Here is a 15061-nt window from a genome sequence, read left to right as displayed (position 1 = left end):
CAAAAAAGACACCAAAAGTGCCTTTCATTATCAGTTTCATAGGGGCTACTCTGGCACTCTGCAGCGCCACGCAATTAACCAGCTAAAAACACCAAATGTAGCGATACTCGCCGGTATCCACCAATGCTGAATGTAAACAGGCATCACACTGGACACTACCAACAACGTTGCTCCAATAATAGTAAATACTAATCTACGCTGTTGCTGTTTCACCTGCCACTGCTGCTTTTCGAACTGCAACTTTTGTTGCTCGGGATAGCGTTTGATTTGGCGCATAGAGTCATACACTAAATCGGGAATTTCTGGCAACTTTTCAGACCAGAACGGTAAATTCGCCGAAACCTTGTTATACATGGCTTTTACGCCAATTTGTTCACGCATCCAATTTTCTAAAAAGGGTTTGGCGGTTTGCCATAAATCTAATTGCGGGTACAACTGGCGGCCTAAACCTTCGATGTATAGCAAGGTTTTTTGCAACAGCACCAATTGCGGCTGAATAATCATATTGAAGCGTCTAGCGGTATTAAATAACTGCAGTAGCACATTACTAAATTCAATTTCAGCCAGAGGCTTTTGGAAAATGGGCTCGCACACGCGGCGAATCGACGCTTCAAATTCATCAATGCTGGTGGTGCTTGGCACCCAACCTGAATCAACGTGTAGCTCAGCTACTTTACGGTAATTACGATTGAAGAAAGCGATAAAATTTTCCGCTAAATAGCGTTTATCTTCGCTATTGAGCGTGCCGACAATACCGTAATCTATGGTGATATATTGTGGGTCGTCAGGGTTATCCAGGGCGACAAAAATATTGCCGGGGTGCATGTCAGCATGGAAAAAGCTGTCTCTGAATACTTGGGTGAAAAATACCTCTACCCCGCGTTCTGCAAGCTTTTTCATATTGGTGCCACGGGCTTCTAACGTGGCAACATCAGAAATGGGAGTGCCATAAATACGCTCCATTACCATCACATTTGCATGGCAGTAATCACTGTAAATATGCGGCACGTACAACGCGGTAGAATCTTCAAAATTACGTTTAAATTGAATGCCATTGGCGGCTTCGTTAAGTAAATCCAACTCGCCAACGATCGTTTTTTCGTATTCTGCGACAACTTCAACCGGGCGTAAGCGTTTACCATCTGGCAGTAATTTTTGTAATGCATTAGCAAACGTACGCATAAGCTGAATATCAGCATGGATCGCGGAGCCTATATTTGGGCGAATCACTTTAACGACGACTTCTTCGCTATGACCAATCAGTTTGGCTGCATGCACCTGGGCGATGGATGCTGACGCTAAAGGTGTTTCTTCAAATTCACTGAAGACTTCGCTTAGGTCACTGACGCCAAGCGCATGGCGAATAATTCGCTGAGCTACCTCGCTGTCAAAAGGCGCGACCTGGTCTTGCAGGATGGCCAATTCGTTAGCAATGTCTTGGCTTAGCAAGTCTTTACGGGTAGACAACATTTGGCCAAATTTAATAAATACTGGCCCTAAAGACTGCAACGCTAAACGAATACGGGCACCGGGGGATTTATCTTTATGCTTGTTACGCAACCAGAAAAAGCCGAAGCGTCCTAATTTAGCGTACCAAGGCAGCCACTTGTCAGGAATAAGTTCATCTAAGCCGTGTTGTAAAAAAACTTTATTGATTTGGTATAAACGAAGGATCCGCACGAGTTATTGGTCATCCTGTTGTGAGGCAATGAGGTGATCGATTCGCGCTTCAAGCCTATCGCTGGCGCTACGTAGGTGATTTACCTGATCACAAAAATCCGCAACTTCGATTTCGGTCACCGCGACGGCTTCAGGTTGGGTTAAATGCGCGCTGAGCTGGTCAGCGAGTTTTTCCACTTCTTGTTGAGCCGTATTGAAGAACGCTTTCACGCTACTAAAGGTTTGATGAGCAACCACGTCACCTGTGTATTTAGATAACTGTTCTTCCCAATCAATATCCAGCTCTTTCATTAGATTGCTAAATCCTTGGGCAACATCGATATCACCGTCTAAATCTAGCTTTCCTTGTTGAATCAGCTGACTGATTTTACTGCTGTCACTTAATGCGCTAAGCGTGCTTAAACTAAGAGTAATATGGCAATCTGCTGCGGCATCAGCGGGTGCTGACTGTTGATCTTGCTGCAAGGCGCTGACATCAATTTGCTCAGAAAAAGTAAACAGTAAAGACCAAGGCAATTCATTAATGGTGACCTGAAGTTGTTTGCCCGCTAACTTTTTTAAGCGAGGTTTACAATCAGGATCGAGCTGCAAAAGTTGGTTAAGGGTTAACTCAACGCCCGCGCTTATCAGCTGCCCGACTAACATTTAAAACTTAAACCCGCGGTGCAGAGCAACAATACCGCCTGTTAGGTTGTGATAGGTCACTTGCTCAAAACCGGCTTCTTGCATCATGTCTTTCAGCACATCTTGCTCTGGGTGCATGCGAATCGATTCTGCTAAGTATTTGTAGCTGTCACCGTCTTTGGCAACCAGCTCGCCAATTTTAGGCAGTAAATGGAATGAATAGGCATCATAAACCTTATTCAATACTTCGCTGGTAGGTTTTGAAAACTCCAACACCAATAACCGCCCGCCGGGTTTCAAAACGCGGTACATAGACGCTAAGGCCTTGTCTTTGTCGGTCACGTTGCGCAGGCCAAAGGCAATAGTAATGATATCGAAACTGTTATCAGGAAAGGGCAGGGCTTCGGCGTTAGCCTGTACGTATTTCACATTACTGACAATGCCTTTGTCGCGCAGCTTGTCACGGCCTACTCGTAGCATTGCATCATTGATATCGGCTAACACCACTTCACCGCTGTCGCCTACAATACGTGAAAACTTAGCGGTTAAGTCACCTGTGCCACCGGCTAAATCGAGTACTTTGTGGCCGGCTCTTGCACCGCTGCAGTCTATGGTAAAGCGTTTCCATAAGCGGTGAATACCCATAGACATGACGTCGTTCATGATGTCGTATTTCGCGGCGACCGATTGAAAAACCTCAGCAACCATAGAGGCTTTGGCATTCTTATCGACTTGTTGAAAACCAAAGTGGGTTTTTTCTGATGATTCTGGGGCTTGCTCGTGGCTGGTATCTGAAGCCCCGTGTTGCTCGCTAACGCTCATGTCAATTCCTTAATAAACTCATGGCGCTAGTGTATCGAAATTCACAGTGCCAATCTAAAAAAATTACAGCGTTATACGTCTAAACTGGCGCAAAAGATTATTCACCGGCACATGCGTTATTGCCTTGCGCTAATACACTGGCAGATCAGGCTGCTAAATTGTCTCCTACGCTGATAGCAATAAGCGTACTGAGGGCTTGCATAGAGCGGCCACTTTGCGCCTGTAACTGATTAAACGCTGCTTGGATTGCACTTAAGCTACGCTTGGATGTCACTCCACCTGAAATAATATCCCGTTGGCTAAAGTAGCTCGTGACATCGCGGGTCAGCAAAAAGGTATCCTTGCCTAATGCACGCAGCGCGTAAGGACCTGTGTTGCCACCTAAGCGAGCGCCATGCTTCTTCAAATAGCCCCACAGACCAGTGATATCAGCCACAGGCCAGTTAGCGACAAACTGCGCAAAACTGTCGTGATCACGGCGAACAGAGTCGATCATGATGGCGTTGTCGCGAATGGTTTGCACTTTTTTATAGTTGCGAATAATGGCTGGATCTTGAGCGCGCTTTTCAAGCATTTCATCCGGCATAAGCAGTACTTTGTCGATATTAAATTCGAAAAACAAACGTTCGAACTCAGGCCACTTATTGCGTACCACTCGCCATACAAAACCTGATTGAAAGACCTTTTTGCTAAATTCAGCTAAGAAACGATCATCACCCAATTGAGCGATGTCTTTATCGGCAAGGGGGTCACTAAGTAAACTTTCAACGGCGCCAGGGCCGCCTTTTCGTTCGCAGGCACGTTGGTAAATGGCCTGATAATGTTCCAAATTGGCTAAAACGTTGTCGCTCACCCTGACTCCTAACATTAAAAATCTACTTGTTTACCCTTCAATACCGCTGTGGCGCAATAATGCATCAACTTTCGGCTCACGGCCTCTAAACGCAACAAACAATTCCATGGGCTCTTTACTACCACCCTTTTCAAGAATGTTGTTCAAGAAATCTTGACCTACCTGCTGGTTAAATATGCCTTCCTCTTCAAATCGACTAAATGCGTCTGATGACAACACCTCAGCCCATTTATAGCTGTAATAACCTGCTGCATAACCACCAGCAAAAATATGCCCAAAACTATTCTGGAAGCGGTTAAACTCAGGTGGAATAACCACAGCTACTTTGCTACGTACGTCATCTAACAAGCCTTGCACTGAGGTTTTCTGCTCACTGTTATATTGCTCGTGTAAGCTGAAATCAAATAAGCTAAATTCCAATTGACGCACCATCTGCATGGCTGATTGGAAGTTACGTGCCGCTAGCATTTTATCCAACAAGTCTTGGGGGAGTGGCTCGCCCGTTTCATAGTGGCTTGAGATAAACGCCAATGCTTCAGGCTGCCAGCACCAATTTTCTAAAAACTGGCTGGGTAACTCAACCGCATCCCATGCAACACCGTTGATGCCTGATACGCCAGCAACGTCGATTTGGGTCAACATGTGATGAATGCCGTGGCCAAACTCATGGAATAAGGTAATCACTTCATCGTGAGTGAATAACGCAGGCTTGTTGCCTACTGGGCCACTGAAGTTACACGTTAAATAAGCCACCGGCAGTTGCATTGTGCCATCAGGTTTGGCGCGACGCGTTTGGCACTCGTCCATCCAGGCGCCGCCACGTTTGTGTTCGCGAGCGTACAGGTCTAAGTAAAAGCTGCCGCGTAAATCACCTTTTGCGTCTTTGATATCAAAGAAGCGCACATCTTCGTGCCAAGTGTCTACACCATCACGTTCGCTAATTTGTAGACCGTATAAACGTGATACCACTTCAAATAAGCCATCCACTGCTTTATGGGCAGGGAAATACGGACGCAGGGCTTCATCTGAAATGGCGTATTTCTGCTCTTTGAGTTTTTCGCTGTAATAAGCCAAATCCCACGCTTGTAGCTCAGGCTTGTCATATTGGGTTTTGGCGAATTCTGCCAGTTCGGTTAAGTCTTGTTGGGCTTGCGGTTTAGAGCGCTGCGCTAAGTCTTGCAAAAAGCCTTTTACCTGACTGGTCGATTCTGCCATTTTCGTGGCCAAAGAGCGTTCTGCGTAATTGGCGAAATCTAATAAGTTGGCGAGCTCTTGGCGCAATGCCATGGTTTCATCGATGAGTGGGCCGTTATCCCATTGGCCTGCATTTGGCCCTTGGTCAGACGCGCGTGTAGTAAATGCGCGGTACATTTCTTCGCGCAATAGGTGGTTATCTGCATGCATCATCACAGGTAAATAGCTAGGGATATCAAGGGTGAACAACCAGCCATCCAACTCTTTGCTTTCAGCAAGTTGTTTGGCAGCGGACAAGGCGGACTCGGGTAAACCGGCCAACTCAGTTTCATCGGTGATGTGTTTTTGCCAGCCTAGCGTAGCGTCCATCACGTTGTTGCTAAACGTTGAGGATAAATCTGACAAGCGGCTTTTTATCTCGCCGTAACGCTGTTTTTTCTCGTCATCTAAGCCGACGCCCGATAACTCGAAATCACGCACTGTGTTCTCAATGACTTTACGTTTTGCCTCATCCAGTTCAGCGAACTCCGCACTATTTTGAATATGCAGGTAGGCTTGGTATAAGCCCTTATGCTGACCAACCCAAGTGCCATATTCAGATAACAAGGGTAAGCAAGCGTCGTGCGCTTCACGCAGTTCGTCATTGCTGACCACTGAATTCATGTGTGAAACCGGTGACCACATGCGACCAAGTTCATCGTCTTTGTCTTCTAATTTAGCGGCGAAGTTGTCCCATGTGTAAGTTGGCTGGGCAAGCAAGGTTTCTATGGTTTGTTTAGCATCTTCAATCGCTTGCTTAACAGCGGGCTGAATTTGCTCGGGACTAATTTCTGAAAAACGTGGTAATCCAGACAAATCTTGCAACGGGCTTAGGGACATAATGAACTCTCAAGTAGAGGGAATAATGACTAGTAAGTAAGGCAGTTCATACGCGAATTCAAGTGTTTGTATGGATCTAGGCTAAAATCAATGCGTTTATAGGCGATTTGAGCAGCTGTAGTTTTGTTGCAAGTTATTCTCTGCTTGATAGGTCTATAATGCTCAGGTTTATTATTTTCGATTAACCCGATTAAAAAATTCATTTGTCTTTAATCAGACGAACCTTATATCGTGTAGTCACAGCTAGTTAATTTAGGATGAGTAAAAATGGCAGATTTTGATTATATATGTATCGGCGGCGGCAGTGGCGGTATTGCTTCAGCAAACCGAGCATCCAAGCACGGCAAAAAAGTAGCGTTAATTGAAGCACGCCATATTGGTGGCACGTGCGTTAACGTAGGTTGTGTGCCTAAAAAAGCCATGTGGTTTGGTGCTCAGGTCGCTGAAGCCATTAATCATTATGCCGCCGATTACGGTTTCGACGTGACGGTGAATAAATTCGACTGGAAAAAACTAGTAGACAGTCGCGAAGCATATATCAAACGTATCCATGCCTCTTACGATCGCGTGTTGGGCAACAACGACATCACGGTGATCAATGGTTTTGCTCGTTTCGTGGATAAAAATACCGTAGAAGTTGACGGCAAGCATTACACCGCTGACCACATCCTTATTGCCACTGGTGGTCGCCCTGTTACACCAAGCATTCCTGGTGCAGAGTTAGGCATCGATTCAGACGGTTTCTTTGAATTAACGGAACAACCTAAACGCGTTGTGGTAGTAGGTGCCGGTTATATCGCCGTTGAACTAGCAGGTGTATTACATTCTCTTGGTAGCGAAACCCACCTAGTTGTGCGCAAGCATGCGCCACTTCGTTCATTTGATACCATGTTAAGTGAAACCTTGGTTGAGATAATGGCTCAAGACGGCCCAACGCTACATACCCATCGTATACCAGAGAAACTTGAAAAGAACGAAGATGGCAGCTTAACGCTGACTTTCGAGTGCGGTGAGAAAATCGAAGCGGATAGCGTCATTTGGGCTATTGGTCGTGCACCAGCAAACGACAACATGGGGTTAGACAAAGCCGGAGTGACGGTGAATCAACGTGGTTATATCGCAGTGGATAAATACCAGAACACCAGTGTTGATGGTATTTATGCGGTGGGCGATAACATAGGTAAAGTAGAACTTACACCTGTGGCGGTTAAAGCGGGTCGTTTACTTTCGGAGCGATTGTTTAACGGTCAGAAAGACGCACACATGGATTACACTCTGATCCCAACCGTTGTCTTCAGTCACCCAGCTATCGGTACAATGGGCTTAACTGAACTTGAAGCGGAAGCCGAGTTTGGCAAAGATAATGTCAAAGTGTATAACTCGAGTTTTGCCGCCATGTACACGGCGGTGACCAGCCACAGACAAATGACGCGCATGAAGCTGATTTGCGTGGGTGAAGAGCAAAAAGTCGTTGGCTTACATGGTATTGGCTACGGTATGGATGAAATACTGCAAGGCTTTGGGGTGGCGATGAAAATGGGCGCAACTAAAGCGGACTTTGATGCCTGTGTGGCCATTCATCCTACTAGCGCTGAAGAGTTCGTTACGCTTAACTAGTCACGATTTTATCCGCTTGAGGTGTCGTTAAACACTTTTAAAAAGATAAACGAAAATACTCTCTCAACGCCTCTGTTATTTTTGCTAACAGGGGCGTTTTTTATGAGCCGACTTTATAGCGCATAAAGCAGCTTGTGTCGCTCTAATAAAGGCGTGTTGAGCGAGTTCCATGAGTGTGAAATCTACGATTTAACAGCGGGCTTTCAGACGAAAAAATCATCTTAAAAATATTTTCAAATTGCACAAAAATTCCACTGTACACGGATTGAATTCGGCCTTACATTAGCGCGATTTTCTCTTACTGGCCATGGGCCTACCGGATACATTGTGAAATTTAGTAATAATCGCATTTCAGCCATTTACTTAGGTAATGAAGAGTCGATTTTAAGTTCTGAACAAGATTGGTTAAATGCAGAGCGCGGCGCGCGTTATCGCGACGCGGTACATATTGCGTTACCTGGTGGTGAAGTGTGGTTATTTGACTACGGTATTGCCGTATTTTGGGGTGTGGATGAAGATGAACGGTTAGCGTTATTGCATCGGTTAAGTTTGGCTGAAGGTTTATTAACTGCCGCTAGCCAAGAGCATTTTCGCTTTGTGTTAGATGCACCTGAATCTCGTATCAGTCAGGATACCGTGAGTTTGGCCCAAGATGATCATTTGTCGCGTTTGGCGGTGAGCCATGCGTTAGCACAATCGTTAAAGCTAAACGAATATGAAAGTCAGGCACAACAAACAATCCAAGACCACGCGCATATTCCGCAAACGTTGGCTAAAACCGGTAAAATCAAATTATCGCGACGCAATATAGCGAAGATCCGCGGTACGTTGTTCAGTACCAAAAGCGATATTATTTTGCATTATGGATTGCTTGATACCCCTGAATTTTTCTGGGAATACCCAGAGTATGAAAGCACCTACAATTTGGCCGCACGCTATTTAGAAATTCATCAACGGGTTGAGTTGCTGTCCAAAAAGTTAGCCACCATACATGAATTATTCGACATGCTTGCGGGTGAACAGAATCACCAACATTCATCGTTCTTAGAATGGATCATTATCATTCTAATTGCAGTGGAAATTGTGATGTTTGGCGCAAAGGAAATGCAGATACTCTTAGGCCTATGAGCCAATAAGTGACTTATATTAATGATGTAAGCCCGCTAAAGAGCGGGCTTTTTTATACGCTAATAACCAGAAGGGCTAACGGTTAGGTTTACGGTTCATCGTTAAGCAACAACTCTTGGGCTCTGTGCTGATAAAACTCAGGATTTAAGCCGATAAGCTGAGGGATCGTTGCCGATACAGCAATAGACGACAAGGTACCAAATACCACGCCGGCGAACAGCCCAATAGCAAAACCTTGTAGCGGCTGACCGCCGAATATCCAGATGGCGCCTATGGTAGCGAGTGTAGTACCGGAGGTAATTAGTGAGCGTGTTAAGGTCGATTTTACGGCTGTATCGACTATGTCACTCATGCTCATATTGGTTTTCGCGCGCATCACTTCACGTAACTTATCACCGATGACAATAGAGTCATTCAGCGAGTAACCAATGATGGCCAGCACGGCCGCCAATACCGTCAAATCAAACGGTAAACCCAGCCAGGCGAATAACCCTAAAACCACGAGTACATCATGCACTAACGCCATGAGCGAGCCACAGGCTAAGCGCCATTCAAAGCGCCATGTTAGATATATCATCATGGCAATTGCAGCGACGATCAAAGCCAATCCGCCATTATCAATCAGCTCAGAGCCTACTTGTGAGCCAATATAAACCGAGTCTTGTGGGCTGATGTCATAGCCCGATTGCGCCGCGAAGTTGTTAAGCCAGTCTTTGTCGATGACATGGTTGGCACCATCAGCTTGGCGAATCGTCCATTGGGTGTTTGCCCCACTACTGTTTAACTCAAAATCGCCAGTTAGATGCGTGGCAAGCTGGTCTTGCATTTGCTCTTTATTGATACTTTGCGAGGTAGTGAACTCAGTCATGTAGCCACCCGTGAAATCTAGCCCGAGGTTCAGCCCTTTAAAGCCTAAGCCGATAGCCGAAAGCAGCATCAATGAGATGGCGAGATAAAAACCAGCCAAACGTACCTTACTGAACATGGCCATGGGTGAGTGGACTCCCGTAGATTGGCTGATTGTGTTTGTCGCTTCTTGCGTACTGGTTGCATTTTTCAATGTGTTTGCGCTCATGATCTTAGCTCCTTTTGTTTGATGGCTATTTGCGGTTTAACCAATGACGTCAATACATGAGCAACGAATACGCCGGTAAACATACTGGTTAAAATGCCCAAACTTAAGGTCATCGCAAATCCTTTGACCGGCCCATAACCGATACTCAACAGTATGAGGGCGGTGATCATGGTCGTGACGTTGGCGTCTAAAATAGTGGCGAAGGCTTCTTTGTAGCCCGTTTCAATCGCCAAAAAGTTACTCCGCCCGCGTTTTCGCTCTTCTTTTATACGTTCAAAGATCAGCACGTTGGTATCGACCGCCATGCCCACCGTGAGCACCAAACCAGCGATGCCGGGTAGGGTGAGTACAACATTGGGCAATAGCGCCATTAAGCCTAATAAACATACTAAGTTAAGAATCAAGCTGGTATTGGCGATAAGCCCTAATTTGCGGTACCACAAGCCCATAAAGACCAACGTAAAACCCAAGCCTATAGCGAGTGCCATGATGCCATTACCGACGTTTTCTTGTCCTAACGACGCTTGAATGGTGCGTTGCTGCACTATGGTGATAGGTGCATCTAGTGAGCCTGCACGCAATAATAAAGCGAGATCGGAAGCCGCTTGTGGGCTATCTAAATTGGTGATGCTAAAGCGGTTGCCTAACTGACTTTGAATGGTTGCTACACTAATGACCTTGCTGCTTTTGACCATCTCATCTGCGCTGTTTTTATGGTATTCAGAGAATATTGTGACCATAGGATTGCCAATATTGTCTTTAGAGAAGTCAGACATCTTCTTACCGCCGATGCCGTCAAGCGCTAGGTTTACTAGTGCAATACCCATCTCATCACGCCCTGAGGTCGCATTTTCGATATTTGAGCCAGTGAAAATGGGTTTAGGTGCCAAGCGCAGACGACGACCATTTTCATCAGTAAAGGTTTTGGCTCCCACTGTGCCGCTTTGGGCCATTTCGTAGAAATCCAGCGATGCGGTGGCACCGATAATACGCTTGGCTTGCTCTGGATCTTTCACCCCTGGTAACTCAATACGTATTCTGTTTTGACCTTGGCGCTGGGTAACGGCTTCTGTGATGCCAAGCTCTTCAATACGCCCGCGCAGGGTGGTCAGAGCTTGGGCCATAATTTCATGATGAAAGGTAGTGACACTTTGATCTGAAAATACCAGCGCGGCATCGCGATCGCCGCTTGCGGTATAGGTTATGCCGGGTAGTTGCTGTTGTAACTCATTGACCACCTTTTTGACTTGGCTTGCTTGGTGAGTGAGAAAGTGAAGGTTAATCTTCTCTTGTGAGTCGGCTAGCTTCCCGCTCATACCACGCAAACCTTTATCATGGATAAGCTGCAGCGCTTCGTCCTTTGCGTTGCCTAAACGTTCTTGGTCGGCTTTATGAGTATCGACCTCAAGCACAAATAACACGCCGCCGCTTAAATCTAAGCCAAGCTTGATGGGGGACATTCCCATGCCTTGTAACCATTTTGGTGCGGCTGACTGGCTGCCTAAGCGTACTTGAAAGTCGTCGCCTAAGGTCGTTTTAAGTTGGGTTTGCGCTACGAGTAAAGCTTCGTCGTCTCCGTCAATAACGATTTTACTACTCGATTCACTATTGATGATTTGCTCTACGTTGATGTTCTGCTGTTGTACTGCCTTGCGTAACGTTTGTGTATTGGGCAATGACTGTGTTGGGTTAACTGCACTGACGAGTAAGGCATTGTGATTGCCATAAAACGTCGGAATGGCATTTAAGCCTAAAATGATAACGGTGACGATAATCACCAAAATTTGCCAAGTGTACTTGGGCTTTGCTGTTGTTTTTCGCATGTTCGTTCTCTTCATTACCCAGTAGGCTTGGCTGTGTGATGTTGCAGCGCAAACTCGCTAGGAGGCGTTAGCGTTTTGACACGCGAACGCAAAAAATCTATTGCTTAAGCACTCACCGGCACTTAAACAGCATAAGAAAGTGACGCCCGTAAAAGGGCGAGAGAACGGTTTAACTAAGGTAGGTAATGGCAGCAGTATACTGAGCGTTACTGTCTTTCCAGCCTGCAAGGCGACTGTGGCTATTTGACATATCAGCACGCAAATACCAAGGAACGGAAATGTGTGTGGTTAATGGCGCTAAAAAGTGTTTTAGGCCTAAAATTTCAGGTAAAAATTCGTATACCAATACAAAGCTTGGCTCGTTTTGAAACACGGACCCAAACGCGCTCGCAGCTTGACGCTCAAAAGGCGGTAAGCTGACATTGTGATTAAATCTAACTTGAAATGTCGGTTTCTTGCTCCCTGACAAACGATCTTCATCGGTATTGTCAGGCAGTTGGGGGGATTTTGACCGTTTGGAAAACGATACGTCAGCTAATAGTGCCTGACCTAAGGTTAAGCTGTGCTGCAGCGCACTATCGTTTACGACAGAGTCACTGTCAGACATTGCCTGTGAATATACAACATCACTTACTAAATTTAGTGGAGAACTGATATTTGCTGTGGCGCAGGCAGGGCTTGCTATTGCTGTAAAAAGAGCAATACCTATGCTGAATATAAACGCGCGCCAAACCAACATAAAATTAAACATTTTCCATAAACAAAAGTCGCGCCATGATAAAGGTGAGTAGCATAAAGACAAGTAATAAAGTGTGACAAAATACGTTGTCCTGCGGCGAACTTGCGTGAGCAATAAAAAAGGAGCCTAGGCTCCTTTTTACTTATCTACTTGTTAGCTTACTTAGCCATTAGCATGTAAGTCGTCTCATCGAGCGCAACTTGGCTCAGGGTTACTTAATAAATAACATCTCTTGATACTTAGGCAGCGGCCATAAGTCATCAGCTACCATGCCTTCAAGTGTATCTGCGTGTTCACGTACTTTTAGCAACAATGGGCACAAGGTTTTCGCGCTAAACGACATGTGTTCTTCCGTGCTCGCAAAATTATGTTCTGCTAGTGCTACTTTCAGCTCTTTTACCGCGCTCATCATGCCATTGGCCTGTTCTACCGCTTCGTTTAAGTCGGTGTTCTCTAGACTTAAACTTAGGCCTGATAAGGTTTGGCTGACATCCGCTAAGTGGGTTAGATGCTGAGTCACTGCAGGGTATATTTGCGTGGTCGCCATATCAATAACGAGTTTTGCTTCTACCTCAAGAGATAAAATATATTGCTCAGCGTACACCTCAAAACGGCTAAATAACTCGTCTTGTGACAACACGCCTGTGTTAACAAATAAATCGATTACTTCTGGCGCTTTAAATTCAGGTAGGGCATCGGCACTGGTGGGTAGGTTTTTGAGGCAGCGAACTTCTACCGCTTCTTTATGCCATTCTTCACTGTAGCCGTCACCACCGAAAACCACATCACCGTGCATTTCCATTAGCTCTTTTAGCACCACAATAACCGCCGCAGTTTTATCTGTTCCGTTGGCAAGTGCAGCCTCAAGCCTTTCCGCTATCCAATCTAATGAATCGGCGAGCATGGTATTCATAGCGACCAGTGGCCCAGAAACTGACTGAGACGAGCCTACCGCGCGGAATTCAAAGCGGTTTCCGGTAAAGGCGAAAGGTGAGGTACGGTTACGGTCCCCTGGGTCACGTTCAAACTTTAATATTTGCGACAAGCCTAGGTCCATCAAACCGCCTTTGGCTTTTTCAAGTAATTTACCGGCTTTGATGTCGTTGAATACGCTTTCTAATTGGTCGCCTAAATACACCGAAAGTATGGCTGGTGGTGCTTCGTTTGCACCTAAGCGATGGTCATTTGATGCCGAAGCAATAACCGCACGCAATAAACCGCCGTGTTTGTGCACACCGCGAATAACCGCGCCACAGAACAGCAAGAAGTTTAGGTTATCGTGTGGTGTGCTACCTGGGTCTAGCAAGTTGCCTTGGGTGGCGTTGCCCACTGACCAGTTTACGTGCTTACCAGAGCCATTGACGCCAGCGAAAGGCTTTTCATGTAACAGGCACAAGAAACCGTGCTCTTTAGCCGTGCTTTTCATCAATGTCATCATTAATTGTTGATGATCAGCGGCCACGTTTGAGGATTCAAAGTAAGGCGCTATTTCAAATTGCCCGGGCGCCACTTCGTTATGGTGAGTTTTAGCCGGTATACCTAAACGGTAAAGCTTGTCCTCAAAGGCTTGCATGAACACCTGAACACGGGCTGGAATAGCACCAAAGTAATGATCATCGAACTGCTGGCCTTTCGCAGGAGCTGCACCAAATAAACTGCGACCTGCAAGTAACAAATCTGGACGCAAGTTGGCAAAATGCTCATCCACAAGAAAGTATTCTTGCTCTGCACCACAGCTAGCGTTCAACGGCGCAATTGTTTCTTCGCCCATAAGGCTAAGTACTTTGCGGGCTGCTTTATCCATGGCGGCATTTGAGCGCAACAATGGGATCTTTTTATCCAGCGCTTCCCCAGTCCACGAAATAAATACGCTAGGGATCATCAACGTCGCGCCATTAGCAGTATGCATAATGTAAGCGGGGCTGGTGGGATCCCACGCGGTATAGCCACGTGCCGCATTGGTCATACGTAAACTACCATTAGGGAAAGATGAACCGTCAGGCTCCCCCTTAATCAACAGGCTGCCCGTAAACTCAGTTATGGCAGCACCTTCTGGATTAGTAATGATGAAGCCATCATGCTTTTCGGCCGTGATGTTGGTCATAGGGTAGAAGACATGCGAAAAGAACTTTGCCCCTTTGCTGATAGCCCATACTTTCATCGCTGAGGCAACTACATCCGCGGTAGCTGGATCGAGCGGCGCGCCAGTCGTGACGGTATTTTTAATCGCTTTAAATGCATTTTTCGACAGGGCTTCTTCCATTTTTGCTAGACCAAATACATCTGTCGCCCAAATATCTGTTAGCGGCTTAGTACCGGCGCACTCTTTTGGTGCTCTGTTAGTGATTTGCGTAATAGCGTTAAGGCGTGAAGCATGACCCGACATAGGTATTCCTTGTTGATAAGTAATGGGTTGTGAGCGCAGCGGCGGTGAGACCAGTGTTATGCGTCTTCTGGATATAACTTGTGCTATACAATAACTGCGCCAAAAACTGCTGTTTTAACGAGCAAATTTGAAAATATCCAATATGTTAACGGAACTGCCTGTTTAGCAAGCAATTGAGCCTATCTAAAGCCTTTACCAGCGCACAGAAGGCAGGGCTTAGCGAGCAGGGCGAAGGGCAACT

The 15061-nt window shown here is 46.0% G+C and carries 11 protein-coding genes; 2 read left to right on the top strand and 9 right to left on the bottom strand.

Annotated elements, in window-relative coordinates; genetic code table 11:
• Positions 1-45 precede the first annotated feature (45 nt).
• From ubiB to prlC, 5 genes are all read right to left on the bottom strand, one after another.
• Entirely contained in the window at positions 46-1680 is a 1635-nt protein-coding gene (ubiB, locus tag AC0VYA_RS21395; RefSeq protein ID WP_475489615.1) for a ubiquinone biosynthesis regulatory protein kinase UbiB, read from the bottom strand.
• Between the two features lie 3 nt (positions 1681-1683).
• Positions 1684-2325 (bottom strand): ubiquinone biosynthesis accessory factor UbiJ, encoded by a 642-nt coding sequence (locus tag AC0VYA_RS21390; RefSeq protein ID WP_011576898.1) that lies wholly within the window; start codon positions 2323-2325, stop codon positions 1684-1686.
• Positions 2326-3126, bottom strand: a complete 801-nt coding sequence (gene ubiE / locus AC0VYA_RS21385; RefSeq protein WP_011576897.1) for a bifunctional demethylmenaquinone methyltransferase/2-methoxy-6-polyprenyl-1,4-benzoquinol methylase UbiE — start codon at positions 3124-3126, stop codon at positions 2326-2328.
• A gap of 145 nt (positions 3127-3271) precedes the next feature.
• Complete coding sequence (locus tag AC0VYA_RS21380; RefSeq protein WP_475489614.1) at positions 3272-3979, bottom strand: DNA-3-methyladenine glycosylase I; 708 nt, start codon at positions 3977-3979, stop codon at positions 3272-3274.
• 30 nt (positions 3980-4009) lie between these two features.
• Complete coding sequence (prlC, locus tag AC0VYA_RS21375; protein WP_475489613.1) at positions 4010-6052, bottom strand: oligopeptidase A; 2043 nt, start codon at positions 6050-6052, stop codon at positions 4010-4012.
• A 267-nt stretch (positions 6053-6319) separates the two neighbouring features.
• Here prlC and gorA point away from each other — a divergent pair, with 267 nt between their 5' ends.
• Positions 6320-7669: a glutathione-disulfide reductase gene (gene gorA, locus AC0VYA_RS21370; RefSeq protein WP_011576894.1), complete on the top strand. Its 1350-nt coding sequence runs from the start codon at positions 6320-6322 to the stop codon at positions 7667-7669.
• Between the two features lie 327 nt (positions 7670-7996).
• On the top strand, positions 7997-8797 hold the full coding sequence (locus AC0VYA_RS21365; RefSeq protein ID WP_475489612.1) for an RMD1 family protein: 801 nt from the start codon (positions 7997-7999) through the stop codon (positions 8795-8797).
• 88 nt (positions 8798-8885) lie between these two features.
• Here AC0VYA_RS21365 and secF read toward each other — a convergent pair whose 3' ends face one another.
• The 4 genes from secF to AC0VYA_RS21345 form a co-directional block, all read right to left on the bottom strand.
• On the bottom strand, positions 8886-9872 hold the full coding sequence (secF, locus tag AC0VYA_RS21360; RefSeq protein ID WP_473477018.1) for a protein translocase subunit SecF: 987 nt from the start codon (positions 9870-9872) through the stop codon (positions 8886-8888).
• Positions 9869-11695: a protein translocase subunit SecD gene (gene secD, locus AC0VYA_RS21355; protein ID WP_475489611.1), complete on the bottom strand. Its 1827-nt coding sequence runs from the start codon at positions 11693-11695 to the stop codon at positions 9869-9871. The genes secF and secD overlap by 4 nt, the downstream gene beginning before the upstream one ends.
• 169 nt (positions 11696-11864) lie before the next feature.
• Positions 11865-12434, bottom strand: coding sequence for a hypothetical protein (locus AC0VYA_RS21350; RefSeq protein ID WP_475489610.1), 570 nt, complete (start codon positions 12432-12434; stop codon positions 11865-11867).
• Positions 12435-12645: 211 nt separating this feature from the next.
• On the bottom strand, positions 12646-14820 hold the full coding sequence (locus AC0VYA_RS21345) for a glutamine synthetase III family protein (RefSeq protein ID WP_475489609.1): 2175 nt from the start codon (positions 14818-14820) through the stop codon (positions 12646-12648).
• Positions 14821-15061: the final 241 nt, after the last annotated feature.

The organism is Paraglaciecola sp. QJM3NY_14 (genome assembly GCF_056173245.1).
Note: the sequence above shows the minus strand (reverse complement) of the source record. Positions and strands in the feature narration are given on the sequence as shown.